The 16,190-nt window shown below is 52.1% G+C and carries 12 protein-coding genes; 10 read left to right on the forward strand and 2 right to left on the reverse strand.

What is annotated here, in order from left to right; all coding sequences use genetic code 11:
- Positions 1 to 28: 28 nt before the first annotated feature.
- A complete protein-coding gene (wecC, locus tag MHX53_RS00295) occupies positions 29 to 1,294 on the reverse strand; it encodes a UDP-N-acetyl-D-mannosamine dehydrogenase (protein ID WP_239270839.1) in 1,266 nt (421 codons plus the stop codon).
- Positions 1,295 to 1,322: 28 nt separating this feature from the next.
- Positions 1,323 to 3,182, reverse strand: a complete 1,860-nt coding sequence (locus MHX53_RS00300; protein WP_239270840.1) for a glycosyltransferase — start codon at positions 3,180 to 3,182, stop codon at positions 1,323 to 1,325.
- A gap of 104 nt (positions 3,183 to 3,286) precedes the next feature.
- On the opposite strand from MHX53_RS00300, the gene MHX53_RS00305 reads away from it, so the two are divergent.
- From MHX53_RS00305 to MHX53_RS00350, 10 genes are all read left to right on the forward strand, one after another.
- Entirely contained in the window at positions 3,287 to 4,159 is an 873-nt protein-coding gene (locus MHX53_RS00305; RefSeq protein ID WP_239270841.1) for a DUF6270 domain-containing protein, read from the forward strand.
- Between the two features lie 33 nt (positions 4,160 to 4,192).
- Positions 4,193 to 6,199, forward strand: coding sequence for a polysaccharide biosynthesis protein (locus MHX53_RS00310; RefSeq protein ID WP_239270842.1), 2,007 nt, complete (start codon positions 4,193 to 4,195; stop codon positions 6,197 to 6,199).
- A 245-nt stretch (positions 6,200 to 6,444) separates the two neighbouring features.
- On the forward strand, positions 6,445 to 7,203 hold the full coding sequence (locus MHX53_RS00315) for a hypothetical protein (protein WP_239270843.1): 759 nt from the start codon (positions 6,445 to 6,447) through the stop codon (positions 7,201 to 7,203).
- An 11-nt stretch (positions 7,204 to 7,214) separates the two neighbouring features.
- Positions 7,215 to 8,405 (forward strand): glycosyltransferase family 4 protein, encoded by a 1,191-nt coding sequence (locus MHX53_RS00320; RefSeq protein ID WP_239270844.1) that lies wholly within the window; start codon positions 7,215 to 7,217, stop codon positions 8,403 to 8,405.
- Positions 8,406 to 8,779: 374 nt separating this feature from the next.
- Positions 8,780 to 10,153: a glycosyltransferase family 4 protein gene (locus tag MHX53_RS00325; RefSeq protein ID WP_239270845.1), complete on the forward strand. Its 1,374-nt coding sequence runs from the start codon at positions 8,780 to 8,782 to the stop codon at positions 10,151 to 10,153.
- Positions 10,150 to 11,025 carry an ABC transporter permease gene (locus MHX53_RS00330; RefSeq protein ID WP_204515064.1) on the forward strand — a complete coding sequence of 292 codons (876 nt, stop codon included), beginning with the start codon at positions 10,150 to 10,152 and terminating at the stop codon, positions 11,023 to 11,025. The genes MHX53_RS00325 and MHX53_RS00330 overlap by 4 nt, the downstream gene beginning before the upstream one ends.
- The gene (locus MHX53_RS00335) at positions 11,006 to 11,980 is read left to right on the forward strand and encodes an ABC transporter ATP-binding protein (RefSeq protein ID WP_239270846.1); all 975 of its coding nucleotides are present in this window, start codon (positions 11,006 to 11,008) and stop codon (positions 11,978 to 11,980) included. Before MHX53_RS00330 ends, MHX53_RS00335 begins: the two co-directional genes overlap by 20 nt.
- Before the next feature lie 52 nt (positions 11,981 to 12,032).
- Positions 12,033 to 13,181 (forward strand): UDP-N-acetylglucosamine 2-epimerase (non-hydrolyzing), encoded by a 1,149-nt coding sequence (gene wecB, locus MHX53_RS00340; protein WP_239270847.1) that lies wholly within the window; start codon positions 12,033 to 12,035, stop codon positions 13,179 to 13,181.
- A 5-nt stretch (positions 13,182 to 13,186) separates the two neighbouring features.
- Positions 13,187 to 13,525, forward strand: a complete 339-nt coding sequence (locus MHX53_RS00345; RefSeq protein WP_239270848.1) for a hypothetical protein — start codon at positions 13,187 to 13,189, stop codon at positions 13,523 to 13,525.
- A gap of 3 nt (positions 13,526 to 13,528) precedes the next feature.
- A complete protein-coding gene (locus MHX53_RS00350) occupies positions 13,529 to 16,135 on the forward strand; it encodes a glycosyltransferase (protein WP_239270849.1) in 2,607 nt (868 codons plus the stop codon).
- The last annotated feature ends 55 nt before the right edge of the window (positions 16,136 to 16,190 follow it).

Here is a 16,190-nt window from a genome sequence, read left to right on the forward strand (position 1 = left end):
CTAGCCCCGGCATTCTGTTTAAAAGCGGTTACTTGGTGCGCCACGCTCCGCGGGTGTCGTAGACGAACCCAGCGTTGACCGTTGATGGGTCAACTGCCTTGATCTCATCGTGATCAACAAGCAAGAGCACGATGTCGGCGTCGCGGATTGCATCGTTGAGCTCGGTCAGCTGCACATTTTCGAACTCTGCAAGCTTGGCAGGGAGTTCCTTGATGTTCGGTTCGACAGCCAGAATCTGACCCTGCGGAAGACGCTGGGCAAGCTGTTCAGTAATGAGCATTGCCGGGCTTTCGCGCAGGTCGTCAATGTTGGGCTTAAACGCAAGACCCAAGACAGCGACCTTGGGGGCGGTGAACTTTTCTGCCTGCGGAATGATCTGGTTGAGAACGAACTCTGGTTTCGCGTCGTTGATCTCACGTGCGGCGCGAACAATGCGGGCAGTTTCAGGTGCAGACGACACGATAAACCATGGGTCAACAGCAATGCAGTGGCCGCCAACACCTGGGCCAGGCTGCAGAATGTTGACGCGAGGGTGGTGGTTGGCCAGTTCGATGAGCTCCCAGACGTCGATTCCGAGGTCTGAAGAAATGACCGACAATTCGTTTGCGAATGCGATGTTTACGTCGCGGAATGAGTTCTCCACGAGCTTGGACAATTCTGCGGTTTTGGCGTCAGTCATCAGGAATTCGCCGTCGCAGAAAAGCTTGTAGAGGTCGCGTGCGCGTTCACCAGCGTCGCCGTTGAGTGAACCGACAATGCGGTCGTTCGTGCGCAGTTCTTCTACGATTCGGCCGGGAAGGACGCGTTCTGGGCAGTGAGCGAAATAGACTGAGTTGTCCTGGCCCGGTTCCATGGTCAGGTCAGGGCGAGCGTCCAGGATGACCTGAGCCATGCGCTCAGTGGCACCGGGAGGAGAGGTTGATTCAAGGATGACCAGTTCATCGCCCTTGAGCTGAGGCGCGATTTTAGTCGCGGCGTCCTCAATGTAGGCCAGGTTAGGTTCGTGGTCACCCTTAAAAGGGGTGGGTACAGCCACGATGTAGTTTTGTGCAACTGGTGTTTCGAGGCTGGCGGTGAGGTTTCCGCTCGTGACTGCCTTTGTCAAAACCTCCTGCATTCCTTCTTCCACGAAAGGAAGCTCAGCGCGATTCACCGCGTCAACGGTAGACTCTTTTACATCGACGCCGATTACTTTTGCGCCACCGTTAGCAAGAGCAGCGGCGGTCGGTAGGCCAATGTAACCTAGGCCAATCACTGCAACGGTTGGCTGGGATGTCTCCACACCCTGTGTCATGGCTTTTCCTCACTCATCTAGTTTGGTTCTAGAAAAAACAATGGTTGCTAGGTAAACCGTAGCTGTGAATGACTCCGTTTCCTAGGAGCTCGGCTGAAGTGACGCTCCATGTGTGAGCGTGAGATTCCTTACGCATTTGGACGAAATTGAATCGGTCCATCGAATAGATCTTTCCACCCTCGTCTAAAACCCGAGCCTGAAAATCAGTATCTTCCCCTGTGCTACGAGTTGCAAATCGTACGGTTTCAAAAGTTTCTCGAGGTCCCACCATCGTTGGTCCCATGACCAGGTTGGTGAACTTGTGCTCGCGTTCCGGGAACCGGAGCACGGTAACGTTTTCTGCTTCTAAATGCATGTAATGCGCGTTCTTTCCAACGAGGTCAGCGCCGGAATACGTGAGCGCGTGCAAGGCATCCTCGAGGTAGCGTTCGCCGTACAAATCATCGTCGTCCATTTTGGCGAGGACAGTGCCTGAGGCCAGACCAACAGCCATATTCAAACATTCGCCCAGGGTGAGGTCTGTGTCTGCAACCCGGTGGACAACCTCGGCGATTCCGTTGGACTGTCCTAATTCGTCGATTTTTTCTGGGGATGGTGTGAAGCCGTGCGTAATTAGAACTAGCTCAGGGTTCACGCTCTGTTTTCCGACCTGCGAGAAAAGGTGCGCCAACTGCTGAGGACGATTTGTTGAAGCCAATACAGACACCTTGTGTCGCGCTGTATCGGAGATTGAGAGTCCCGCAGCATGGGCTACCTTCTCGGCTCGGTGAGCATATGTGTGGTTTTCCCACACGCGCCGCTGAGCAAGGTGGACGGAACGGTCACGAAGCTCGTGGGATCGCAAAAGAGCCCGAGTGGTGTGAAAGGCTTCGTCTTCACTAACAGGTTGGAAGATCTCGTTCGGGGGAAACGCCTGTCGTGTCGCTTCGCTTGGAGCTGTGACCACGGACGTTCCACAAGCGGTGAGTTCAAAGATTCTCCTGGCGCACATGCTGGGCGAATCCACAACAGAGTTGACGTTTAGGAACACCTTGAAGTCTTTATATGCTGTGAGCATCTCGTCATAGGGCAGTGAACCCACCACCGAAGTATCGAGTGGCGGTGGAAACTGGTACCTGGGGTCTTTACCCAGTTGGCGTGAGAAAATTGCGAATCGCTCACGAGTTTTCTCTGCAGCAGACTTAGCCGCAGGGAGGAGCCACTCCATCTGTTCGCGCCGCTCAGGAAACTTATGCGCAAAGTACATTCCTCCGAACGCCACTCCGTCTGCTATTCGTTCTCCAACCGCGCGAACAGGGTTGTGGACGGAGGGCTGAGCAGCAAACATGAGCGCGCTGACTCGCTCGTGGCCCAGGCGTTTCGTGTATTCAGGAATGAGACGGGAATCACTTGTGAAAACGTAGTCGAAAAGCGAGGCAGCTTCGATGAAATCCTCAAAATGCGGGGGGTCTTCCTTATTCCAGAAAACGGTAGGGATTCCTTGGTTTCGACAATCTGCGAGCAGGTTTTTGAAGTCATCCTTGACGCCATTTTCGCCCGTGAGTTGGTACTGCCATTTCCCGTGGTTTCCGTTCCACGCAGATTCGATGAAAACGAGGTCGAGGTTGTCTAACTGGCCATTCCAGTTTCGCGCAAGCTCAATCTGATTCCATTCTGGGGCGAAGGCTTGGAGCGAAAAGTCGTCAAGAATAACGCCAACGTTGAGATCGGGGAATCGTTTTGGTCGCTCAAGCGGTTCAGCTGGGTAATACTCGAATTTATCTCTGTTACGGAATCCAGCTCGATTTAACTGCTCAGTCTTAGACCGTCTAGACCATTCTTTGAGTTGGCCGACTCCGCCCATGCGCAGGTGCCACAGTGCTTTTCGAAGCATGTGGATCTTGGACACGACTTCCTCCTAACGGCCTACTTTCCCCTATTTTCACACATCGATGTGCCATAAGAGGCTATTGTGTGACCAAGTGAAGAACGATGACTGTGCGAGATGGTGGTATGAGTTCAAACGAGGAGAATCACGTAGCTGTGGGGATCTTCGGATCGTGCGTTTCTCGGGATACGTGTGAATACTGGGCGGAATGCGATCCCCGCGTCTACGTAGCACGACAGTCCTCAATAACTCGGTTGAACCCAATGCGTGACCACGCCCCAGCGAGTACCGCGCTCGAATCTGAGTTCCAGCGAAAGTCGTATCTAGGAGATGCACGCGCAGATGCTGTGAAGAGATTGAAAGGGGACGACCTCAATCTTATTTTGATCGATTTAGTTGACGAACGCCGCGGTGTGTGGGCTGACCAGGAGGGACGTTACCTCACAAACTCGATCGAAGCCTTCAAACTTGGAATCGACGCGATAGCCCGTCAAAAGAACTACCGCTTCATCGAATTTGGGTCGGATGAACATTTCGATCTATGGAAGAAGGGGTTCGCCTTAAACATGGCCGAGCTTAAGGCCGTCGACGCACCAACGGTGCTCATGGATGTCGCCTGGGCGGATACGTTCGATGATGAACGTTGGTCATCGCACAATCGAAGAAAAGCGGGCCGACTCGCTCGGACATTCAAGCGAAACTGGTCGAATGCACGAACCGGCATAGTTTCAGGCCGTGCGATTTGGAGTGTAACCAATGATCTATTCGACTCGACACTGCCTGATGCTGACGCCCGTCACCAGCGTGTAGCCGAAGCCAACGACACTTTTGCGCGCTACTTCGAGTTTGCGAGCACGCTTACGGACTCTGTAATTCGCAGGGGGGCCCAAGACGTGAGAAGTGCGCGCGACCATAAGTGGGGGGTTGCTCCCTACCACTACGATGCGCAGACCTACGAGTCTCTCGTGGACGAGCTTCGACGAATAGCTAGGGATTGAGAACTATACTGGTTTCGCAAGTTTCATTTTTGTGTGAGTAAGGACCAAGCCATAGCTTCCCCTAGTCAGCCAAAGCCAACTGCGACAAATTTCCCTGCGAGGTCTCTTCGTACGACCAAGCAGGCATTTGTCCGAGCGCTTCGTGACGGCTTCGTGTATGCGGTGGCGGTGTGGGTTGCCGCGATGGTCCGCTATGACTTCAGCGTTACCACCCCCAACTACACGCACATTCTTATTGCGGCGTTGTGCGGGTTCCTCTTTTTCGTCGTGCTTGGCCCGCTGACCGTTTACCGGGGGCGCTTTTGGAAGGCTTCTGGCGATGAATTGATGGCGATCGGTTCGCTAACCGCGATCGCAACAGGTCTGCTCTATTTAGCCTTCTTGTTGCCGTGGTTAACCCTTGAAATTCCGATCAGCGTTCCGCTGACAGCAGGGGCGCTCACGATCGTTGCAATCGGTACGCTGTCATGGCTCGATACGGCGTGGACTCAGCGACGACGCATCCAGAATAACCGCGCAAAAAAGGCGCTTATTATCGGTGCGGGTGTACACGGTCGCACTGCTTATCGGATGATTGCCGAGGACCCTCGCGAAGAGTTTGTCGTTGTGGGTTTCCTTGACGACGACAAGGCAAAACGCCACTTGCGTATTGAAGGTGTGCGCGTCCTAGGGGCCCTTACTGCGCTACCCGAATTGCTCGACGAAATGAAACCCGATCTGGTTGTTTTAGCGTCGAACTCTTTGCCCTCGGACAAAGTCGACAGCATTGTTAAAGAGACAAGTGCTCGGGAACTTGATCTTCGTGTGTTACCGCATTTGCGAGCAGAAGATCAACGGCGACAGACCATGAACCAGATCGCCCCAATCATGTCGCGTCCTGGCTTTTTCCGCAGTATTGAGTTCGATGACCTGGTAGGACGTCAGCCGATCAACACCAACGTCGACGAAATCGCCGACTATCTGACCGGAAAGACCATCCTCGTCACAGGAGCTGGCGGATCAATCGGATCAGTTTTGTGCAAACAGTTGGTCAAGTACGCGCCAAAACGAGTGGTAATGACCGACCGTGACGAAAGTGGTCTTCATTCGACACAACTCATTCTTGAGGGATCGGCACTTTTGACGAGTGATGACCTGATACTTGGCGATCTACGCGACGGGCGATTTGTCCGATCAATGGTGGCAGACGTCAAACCAGACATTATCTTCCACGCGGCGGCTTTGAAACACTTGACGTTTCTTGAACGCTTTCCCGACGAGGCTGTTAAGACGAACGTCGGCGCAAGTTTGTCGCTACTCGATGCCGCTGTCGAAAACGACGTCGAAAGTTTCGTTCATATTTCTACTGACAAGGCTGCCGACCCGTCCTCAGTGCTTGGTGCTTCGAAATACCTAACTGAAAGAGCTGTCGCCGAGGTGGCCCGTCAGACCGGTCGTAGGTACATGTCGGTGCGGTTTGGAAATGTTCTTGGGTCACGTGGGTCGGTCCTGGGCACATTTGTTGCTCAAGTGCAAGCAGGTGGGCCAGTCACGGTGACAGCTCCTGGCGTCAAACGCTACTTCATGGCAGCCACCGAAGCGTGTGATTTGGTGTTGCAAGCCGGCGCCCTGGGTAACCCCGGCGAAACCCTCGTTCTGGATATGGGCGAACCTGTGCTCATTGAAGACCTAGCTAAACGTGTCATCGCGTTATCTGGACGTGATGACATCGAAATCGTCTACACAGGCTTGCGCGACGGGGAGAAGCCCGAGGAAGTGAGGCTGGCGGCAGGAGAGTCGGATAACCGACCTGGTCACCCGTTAATTTCACAGGTATCGATTTCTCCAATCTCGCTAGAGCACGTGCGGTCTATTGTCGCTGCTGGACGGTTGGCAGGTCACCGGCGCGATGCCGAGTTGCGCACTCAACTCTTGTCGCTGATACATCAAAGCGACTGCATGACTGACGCACAAGAAAACGCCCTGAACCCAGCGCAACCTTCAACATCACCACTGTCTCTAGTGGAACTGATTGCTCAACAGAGTGGAGAAGAACAGTGACACTCATACTGGGATTTGGGGTCGCGTTAGTTCTGGGCTATGCGGTCAATCGGTTTCTTGTAATTCCTGGTTTGCAACGCCACGCAGTTCTTGATCACCCCACTGCACGGTCGTCTCACGACACCCCTGTGGTCCGCGGTGGCGGAATTGGAGTGATAGCTGGGTACTTGGTTGGCGGTGTTACTTCTGTTGTGGTGCATACCTTTTTCGACGAACCGCTTGGGCACGGATGGGTAGTTGCAAGCATGGCACTTGCGGCTGCTGTTGTATGTGGTGCGGTTGGGCTAGCTGATGATTTGGATTCATTTTCGGCAACGACGCGTTTGTTCTTTCAAATCGTATTGGGCCTAGTTTTTGGTTTCCTGGTGTTCCTCCTTTCACCATGGGGATGGTCTGTTGTATTCGCAATAGCCGCGTCCGTCGTGCTTTCCGTCAATGCAATTAACTTCATGGACGGCGTGAATACGCTCATCACGGGATGGGCGGCGCTGATTGGGCTGTGGTATGCAGTCATTGCGGTTAGTGCAGGTCAAACTTTGCTTGCGGGGGTCGCAACATCACTAGCTGGAGCTGCCGTAGCTTTCCTCCCTATCAATAAGTCCCCTGCGCGCGCGTTTCTAGGCGATGTAGGCAGTTACGCAATTGGTGGCATAGCAATCGCGCTGTTTTGGCTTTTATGGATCAGTGGTGCCTCTCGCATGATGATTGCTGCTCCATTTGTCATACCGTTGTTTGATGTTCTGGTCACGATTGTGAAAAGGGTCTACGCCGGCGAGAATATTTTTCAACCCCACCGTAAGCATTACTACCAGCGACTCAACCAAGCTGGCGTGAGCCACGAAGCGGTAGGCGCAATTTTTGCCGTTTCGGTCATAGCTTGTTGTGTGGTGACATTCACTGCCAGTAGGTTGCTTGTAGTTATGGTCTGGGGATTGGTATCAGTCGGGTACGCAGCGCTCCCGCACATTGTGAACACCGCGCGACAGAAGCGAGTGCAGCCTTGAGAGTGCTATTGATGACGCACTACTACCAGCCCGAGGTAGGAGCCCCACAAAAACGCTGGAACTACCTGGTCGACTTCCTAATCAAACGTGGACATGAAGTCGCGGTGTGTGCTCCTGTTCCTCACTATCCCTTGGGACGTCGGTTTACCCAGGACAAGGTGTGGGTGTGGGAACCAGGCAAGCATGGTGAACGAGTTTTGCGCGTACCATACGTCCCGTACTCTGGCTCGATGGCAGTGCAGATGCTGGACCAAGCAATCTCTAGCCTAGTAGAGGTATTCGCGACAACGTATATGTGCAGACGCAAACCCGATGTTGTCATATCGACGACCCCCGGGTTGCCTATGCTCTTTGCAGGGGAGCTGGCATCACGAATTCTAGGCGTGCCACACATCGCGGAAGTGCGTGACGCATGGCCAGATCTCATATGGCAAACCCAGTTGGTCGAGGGCGCGACCAAGAGTTTGTTGCCCAAACGAATATCGAGTGCTTTGGAACGAAAATTTATCCCCGAGCTTTTGATCCGCGCGCAAAAACAAGCGGATGCAGTAATCGTTACCACAAAGGCATTCAAACGGGTATCCGAGGAACGTGGAATGAGCAACGTTCACCTCATTCGTAACGTGGCTGAACCACACCCTTCACCTTCACGTCCAAAAAAGAAAGGCACTCTGAACCTTTTGTACGTGGGGACGGTGGGGAGGTCGCAAGGGCTTGAACACGTCGTCGACGCGGTGCGAGACACTCCGCATGTGACGTTGCGTGTCGTGGGTGACGGGGCTGCGAAGGAGCAGTTGAAGCTACAAGCTGCAGGAATCAACAACGTTCATTTTTACCCGCAAACAGTGGAGGAGCAGTTAGAAGAACATTGGAACTGGGCCGACTCGGGTCTCGTTACCCTTGCGCCATTGCAGGCCTTTGAGATGACCGTTCCTTCAAAACTGTACGGAGTGATGGCGCGAGGGAAGCATGTCACTGGGGTATTGGGTGGCGAGGCAGCTTCAATTGTTGCGAACTCCCAAGCAGGTGACATTTCAACGCCCGGTAATTCGCAAGTGCTAAAAGCGTTGCTCAATGCCTTAGCTGAAAAGCAGGAACTGGGTAACAACATTGGCCACACCCAGAAGTGGGTTTCAGAGAACGCGTCGCCGGAGAGTGCAGGGAGACGTCTGGAACGTGTACTGTTCGAGGTGACACAATGAGTATCACGTTCGGGTTGAAACAGGTTATTGGTCTGTCTTTAGTCGTGGCAGACCACGTTGCCACTGACCCAGTCTTTTTTGGGATGCAGGTGGTCCGCAGGTTTCCTGGGCGTACTGTGCGGATTGTTGGAGCTACTATGAGTAAGCTTCCGGCTCACACGGCGCGGGCTATTGGCGCCTGGTGCTTGGGAAAGAACCGCGAAGCAATCAACATCATTGAGGAGTCAAGCCCAAGAGGGATATCGGCAGGTGTGCTTGGTGAACTTGCTCTCCACCTGGGGCAACCAGAATCTGCAATACGACTAGCAGCAAGCGTGCGAAACACGTCACGTCGACACAAAATCGAGGCGAGAGCTCTGTGGTACTCCGGGCACATGACAAGAGCTGTCGAGCGTGCTCCACGAGGAAGTCAGCTAAAACGACGTCTTGCCTCTGAATTGCGACTGTACTCGGGAGAATGGGCGCCAACTGTTGGTAAATCTGTAAGTGTAGCCACCGGCGCGGACCTTAACGTCGATGTTGCTTATATGGTCAACAATTCCCTCCCTTATACGCAGTCGGGTTACACAATTCGTACCCACGAAGTACTTAAAGGTGTTCAAAACTCCGGTTTATCAGTTGCCGCTTTGACCCGAACCGGGTATCCCACGTTGGTAGGGAAGTGGTGCCCTGGTCCCGTGCAAACCGTTGACGGGGTCGATTATGTTCGTCACCTCCCGACGCGACTGGAACGGACACCGTCAGCCAGGCTGGACCAACAGCTGACGTACCTTTTGGAGTTTCTCCGAGCAACTGACGCGAAGATTCTGCACACAACAACGCACTTCGTGAATGGTCTAGTGGCACGCCAGGCAGCGGAAACACTTGGTATTCCTTGGGTTTATGAAGTACGCGGAATGCTTGAAGATACATGGGCTTCGGCTCATCCAGAAGGTTTTGGCACGGCAATTAAGTCAGAGAAGTACATTCGGTTTCGGCAAATAGAATCAGATGTTGCCAAATCTGCGGACCGAGTCGTCACCCTTGGTGCGACTATGGCAGAGTCATTGGTAGCCCGAGGTGTGCCCAGCGAACGTATAAGCGTCGTTCCCAACGGTGTTGGTGAAGGTATATTGAACGCTCAAACGTCGCGGTCGCCTCATGAAGTGAGAGAAACGCTCGGCATTCCTCAGCAGGGATTTTGGGTAGGCGCTGCCGCATCTATCGTTGATTATGAAGGTTTCGACACACTCATCGATGCAATCTCTCTTCTGCGCGCAAAAGGAGAAGATGTACGTCTGCTTTTAGTGGGAGACGGAGTTGCCTTGCCTGCGCTCAAGGAGATGGCGCGTCTCTACGACGTTCCGGCAGTGTTTCCAGGACGAGTACCTCAAACGTTAGCGCATGAGTTTGTCCAAGCACTCGATTTGTACTGTATTCCTCGTAGAGACGACCCTGTATGTCGCTTAGTTACGCCTTTGAAACCTGTTGAAGCCGCCGGACTCGGCCGGCCTGTACTATTGTCGGAAGTTCCTGGTTTAGTAGAGGCGTTGCCATCAGAAGCAAGAATGACAGCTAATCCCGGAGACGCTAAGGCATGGGCAGATGCGATCACGGAATTGCAACATGACGGTAATTTGCGGTGCGCGCTTTCTGCGCGCGGTCGGGAATGGGTAGAACAAGCGGCGAGTTGGTCAAAGCGCGTTGAACATATTGTGGCAACGTACCAAGGGTTGTCGTCCGAACTGGAACTGGACAAGTTGAAATGAAGTCGAAATCAAGTGAATTAGAAACAATAGAGGTTCCAGCCTGGTCGCTTGGACAGGTGAACGCTCGCGTCCCGCTCAATGCCTACTTTCGTCAGATATGGCATAGACGCCACTTCATCATTGCGGAATCGCGCGCCAAAGTTATAGGCGGAAATCAGCGAAACTATCTAGGAATCGCTTGGATGGTCATCCAGCCGATTCTGAACGCGCTGGCTTTCTTTGTCATTTTCGGAGTTATCCTACAAACTTCGCGTGGTATCGAGAATTTTCTGGGCTACTTGCTCATTGGGGTTTTCTTTTTTGGATTTACAACGCGAGTGTTGACAACATGCGCTGGCAGTGTGAAAGCTAATCAAGCCATGATTAAGGCGTTCACATTTCCTCGCGCGTCAATTCCGATTTCGGTCGTAGTCAGAGAAATCATGAACTTCGTGCCGTCCGTCGTCGTCATGATGCTAATGATTCTGGCTCTTCCGCCATCAGAGAACCTGACTTGGCGCGTGATTTACATAATCCCCGCCTTCATGCTCCAGGTCATGTTTTCACTGGGGATCGGATTCGCGGCTGCTCGGCTGTGTCATATCATCCCTGATTTGTCCCACTTAATATCGATCTTGACTCGATTTTGGCTCTACGCCTCAGGAGTGTTTTTTTCGATTGACCGATTCGTCACACACGAGGTGATGTCGTCAGTCATGAAAGCCAATCCCATGTATGGCTATCTAATGCTGGTGCGTAATAGCCTTCTCTACGGTGTTGACACTCCAGTATGGATGTGGCTGAACTGCGCGGGCTGGGCTCTGTTGTTTTTTGTATTCGGATTCCTGTTTTTCTACCAGGGGGAAAGTACGTATGGGCTCACAAGAGATTGACGACGCAGTACTTTCTGACCGGACTGCATGGAACGATACGGGTAAGCTCGCTGCTCATACGGGCGACATTACGGTAGCTGTTGCAAACATCAGCATGAGCTACAGTGTGCGGGCTACGTCTCAGCGTCCTGGTTTCGCTGGGGCTCTTACCGCAGCGTTCAGACGCGAAAAGGTCCAAGCGCTCAGAAACATTAATTTTGTCGCAAGATCAGGAGAGTTTGTAGGCGTTGTTGGCTCAAACGGGTCAGGCAAATCAACACTTTTGCGACTCATCGCAGGTGTCGAACAACCGGACTCAGGTCGAATCCTGGCCAGTAAACAACCGATGCTATTGGGTGTGAGCGCTGCGCTTCACCCTCACCTTTCTGGCCTGGCAAACATCCGGCTTGGCTGTCTTGCAATGGGTATGACTCCTGAGGAAGCTGAATCGCGAGTCGACGAGATTGTGGAACTTTCGGCCCTGGGTGAAGCTATTCGGCGACCAATGGGTACATACTCATCCGGTATGGGCGCGCGTTTGCGTTTTGCAATTGCGGTCGCAGCGAGACCTTCGATCATGCTTATTGACGAAGCCCTATCGACAGGTGACGCAACCTTCTATGAACGAAGCAAAGAAGCTACCAAGAGTATGCTCGACGATGCGGGAACGGTTTTCCTCGTAAGTCACGCTGCGAAAACGATTCAGGAGATGTGTACCCGTGCGATTTGGTTGCATAAGGGTGATTTCATTCGCGACGGCTCTGCTGAAGAAGTCGCAGAGGCGTATCGATGGTGGGCATGGAACGAAGCCAAAGGAAAGGCGGAAATCGCAAAAAAATTGCTTGCGGACGCGCGCGAACAGGGTCGAGAACAATTGGTGGAGATTACCGAAGACTTGTCGAAACTACGCAAGATGGCCCCAAGGCACGCTAATCGCGTTATTGCGCCCCCAAGGCATTCAAATTTTCAAACCTAATGGCTGTTAAACTTTGAATGAAATTCCGTATTCGTAAGGAGTCTACTTCCCGATGAGCTCGTCACCTCGCATTTTGTCCATTTATGGAACTCGCCCTGAAGCAATCAAGATGGCCCCCTTGATCAAAGAGATCGAAGCAGACTCGGCACTGGAATCGGTGGTGCTAGTTACAGCGCAGCACCGGGAAATGCTGGATCAAGTAAACGAGCTTTTTGGTATCCAGCCAGACCGTGACTTGAACATCATGGCTAAAGGACAGTCGCTCAACCAGATTACGGCGCGGGTGATCCAAGGAGTCGATAAAGAGCTGGTCGACTTGGCTCCCGACGCAATTGTGGTTCAAGGGGACACGACCACGGTGATGGCATCTGCAATTGCCGCTTTTAACCGTTCAATCCCGGTCATCCATCTTGAAGCGGGTTTGCGCTCAGGAAATCTGTTCAACCCGTTTCCCGAAGAAGCGAACCGAAAACTGACGGGTCAAATCGCTTCATTGCATTTGGCGCCCACTGGAAGGTCGCGCGCAAACCTTGAAAATGACGGAATAGACTCAAACGCAATTGCTGTAACCGGAAACACTGTGATTGACGCATTGCAAATGGCAGTGGATCTTCAGGTCGAACCTGAGGACCAAGCAACTCGCGACTATCTCGCAGCAACCGGGCCAAAAGTGTTAGTTACAACGCACCGTCGTGAAAACTTGGGTCGCTCAATGGAGAACATCGGGGATGCGCTCAATGAACTGGCAACAAATAGGCCAGACGTCACCTATTTGCTACCGGCTCACAAGAATCCGCTTGTAAGGGAAGCCGTGCTTCCACGAGTCATGCATTGCTCAAACGTCTTGGTCACGGAACCGGTTTCGTATGGCGCGTTTACAACTGTGATGAATGCGTCTGACATAGTTCTGACAGACTCGGGCGGAATCCAAGAAGAAGCGCCGAGCCTGGCGAAACCTGTTCTCGTAATGCGCGAAAACACCGAACGGCCGGAAGCAGTGGACGCAGGAACGGTTGAGCTTGTTGGGACGGAACGTGAACAGATTGTCAATGCAGTGACTAAATTGCTTGACGACGAAGCGCATTACGCCAGCATGGCGCAGGCTGTGAACCCTTATGGTGACGGTAAAGCGGCGCAACGGTCAGTGGCGGCAATCAAGCACATGTTTAATATTGGTTCGCGCATGCCCGATTTTGCATGAAGAGTATGGAGAACTTTGCTGTGACCCCAGGAACTCAAACATCAGAGACTCATGCAAGCGACGAGCAGTTGCAGGTGTGTCTTGAAAACTCTCGTAAAGTTATTGCACATTTGGCGAAAGAGCACGACTCGTTAGCGTCGTCGTATGTCAGCCAGCTCGAGCGTGAAAAGCTGTTGATGAAGTCCTTGCTGCGCAGAGAACAGCAAATCGAGCGTCTCAAGCGTACGAATGCAAACTTGCAAAAACGGTATAACAATCTTGCCAGTTCAAAGCTTGCTTCGGCCCAAGTTAAATATTGGAAGCTTCGAACGCAGATCAAAGAGAAGTTTAAAAAGAGGAAATAGCTGATGGCTTTTGACGCTAAGACCGTAGAAGCAAGAACGAAAGACCTGAATCAGCGGATCGCTGATGTGAAGGCACGACGTTCCGTCGTTAACGCGTATTCCAAGAGTGTGCAGGAAAGCGTATACTACGAGAACGCGTTGCTGGGGAAGCACCCGTTTCTGTTCCCAGTCGAATCGGCTGATGAATACCTTGAACGGTACGAGTACTTTCGCACGTCGAACGAAGATCGCATACGAGAGTTAATTGCGACGGCTGATTCGCTTCCTAACGTTTCGAAGCAGTCGTGGTTCGAACCACTGGAGTTTCGGATTGGGATTATCGCTGACACATTTCTTTTCAAGAGTTTCGAGGGTGCGGCGCATTTCATTCCGATCACACCGGAAAACTACGAAGAGGCAATTCCTGAGCTTGACTTGTTGCTAGTGACGTCTGCTTGGAGAGGTTTGGACCATGAGTGGTTTGGGCTTTCAATTGCGTCGAGCGGAAAGCGATGGTTAGTTACCCAGAAGATTGTTCCGTTAGCGAAGCAGAACGGTGTCCCTGTCGCTTTCTACTCGAAAGAAGATCCCCCCAATTTTGATGTCTTTGCTGGTCTCGCTAAATCAGTTGACTTCATCTTCACATCTGCGATTGAGGTAGTTCATAAGTACCAAAAACTGACAAATGATGCTACGCCTGTGACGGCTTTACCGTTCAGCGTTAATTTCGCTCATCACAACCCTTTGGGGTCAATGCGAAGTGACTTGACGGAATTTGTCTTTGGCGGTTCGTGGCATCGGAAGAAATATCAAGCTCGACGGCGAGCCGGTGAGTTGATTTTCGATGGAATTCTCAAGGCCGGATATCCGCTGTGGATTGTGGACCGAAACTTGGAAATAGGCGCCGAGAAGTACCTGTATCCGGAGAAGTATCTCGAACACTTGCACGGTCCGCTTGCACACGCTGAGCTTTTGTCTATTCAGCGGCTTCTGCCTGTTTCAATAAACCTGAACTCGGTGCATGCCAGCCAGACGATGTTTGCGAATCGTGTGATCGAGTTACAGGCTATGGGGACTTGCATCGTCTCAAACTATAGCGCTGGTGTTAACACGCAATTTCCAAATGTGTTTATGCCTGACCGTGAAATTGACATGGTTCAGTGGTTAGAGAGCCTATCGCTTGAAGACATACGCAAAGCACAGGTTGATGGAGTGCGAAACGCGTTTACTGACAACACGAATTTCGACCGTGTTCGTGCAATGCTCGAATTCTGCGGTTTTGACGTGCCAGTAAATGAGCCCCAGGTGTTCGTAGCAGGTTTGAATAGTGATGAGTACGCCAACTTTGTTGCTGAACAGAAGACCCGACTGACGTTGAAACAAAGCGCTGAGATGACATCTCACGAAGCTGACGGTCGTTATGTGACGCTTCATGTTGACGCGAGTAAAGAACATGACCCTCATTTCGTCGATGACTTGGTCAATGGGTTTAAGTACTCATCTGCTAAAACGGTTGTGACTGAGGACAAATATGAAGGTACCTTCGAGATGGTGCCTGAAGGGGAGCGCCGTGTTAAAGCGGGCGAATACGCTGAAGTTCACGGGGTGTCCACAAACGATCCCGGTGTCCTAACGGTCCCTGCGAATCAGCTTGTTGCTTCTCGTGATCGTTCTGTGCAGCCGAAGATTGCAGTAAGTGAGTACGATCTCACAGTGGTTGTGCCCATTTACAACAATGGTCGCCATTTGTATTACAAGTGCTTTGACTCTTTGCGTCGCTCCAGCATCTTTAACAAGATGAAAGTTCTCTTGGTCGATGACGGTTCAACAGACTTTGAGACCCGGCAGATCGTTCAGGGGTTAGTAGCAGGCTATCCGAATGTCGAAGCGTTCTATCACGAAATCGGTGGTTCAGGTAGCGCTTCACGGCCACGAAATACGGGACTGGAACTTTGCGACACAAAGTTTATTACGTATTTGGATCCAGACAATGAAGCCATTTCCGATGGCTTCGCAGAATTGCTTAAAATGATTGAAGAGACAGGCGTGAACTTTGCTATTGGAAATATGGTGAAGCTCAAGCACCGTCGTCTTATCATCAATAACTCAGGAATTCTTCGAAAAGCGCTCGGTTCAAGAGCATATGACGGTGCCGATGTTCCCGAGGGTATTCTTACTAAGATCAAGTTCCAGCCAATGTCCATTCAAGCTCTCGTTGCTGACGCGGAGTGGCTAAAGTCGCTGAACCTGGTGCAACCGGTTGGTGCGGTTGGGCAAGACTCGTACTTTTTCCAACAAATGTTGTTCTACGCAGAGAGAATTGCGGTTACAGAAACGCCAATCCACACGTATTATGCGGCAGTTTCCAACTCCACGGTCAATCAAGTTGGGCCAAAGTTCTACAAGAAGTACATTGCTCTGGAGCAGGACCGTGCCACATGGCTAAGTGAAGTTGGCCTCTTGGACTCCTATAACTCGGTAAGGCTCATGCCATTCGTCAAAGGATGGTACGTCGATAAACTGCGGAATGTCGCGATGGATGAGCGTGACGAGTGTAAATCGACGATTCGCCAGCTGGTTGGCTTTTACGGCAATCACCCGGAGCTGGACGACCTCCTACAAGAAACGTGAGACTCAAGCAAAAAAGGGTTCGCGGGTCGCGCGGGAGACGGTAACAACCGACGAT

The sequence above is a fragment of the Brevibacterium sp. ACRRH genome (genome assembly GCF_022346365.1).
GTDB classification, from domain to species: Bacteria; Actinomycetota; Actinomycetes; order Actinomycetales; family Brevibacteriaceae; genus Brevibacterium; species Brevibacterium paucivorans.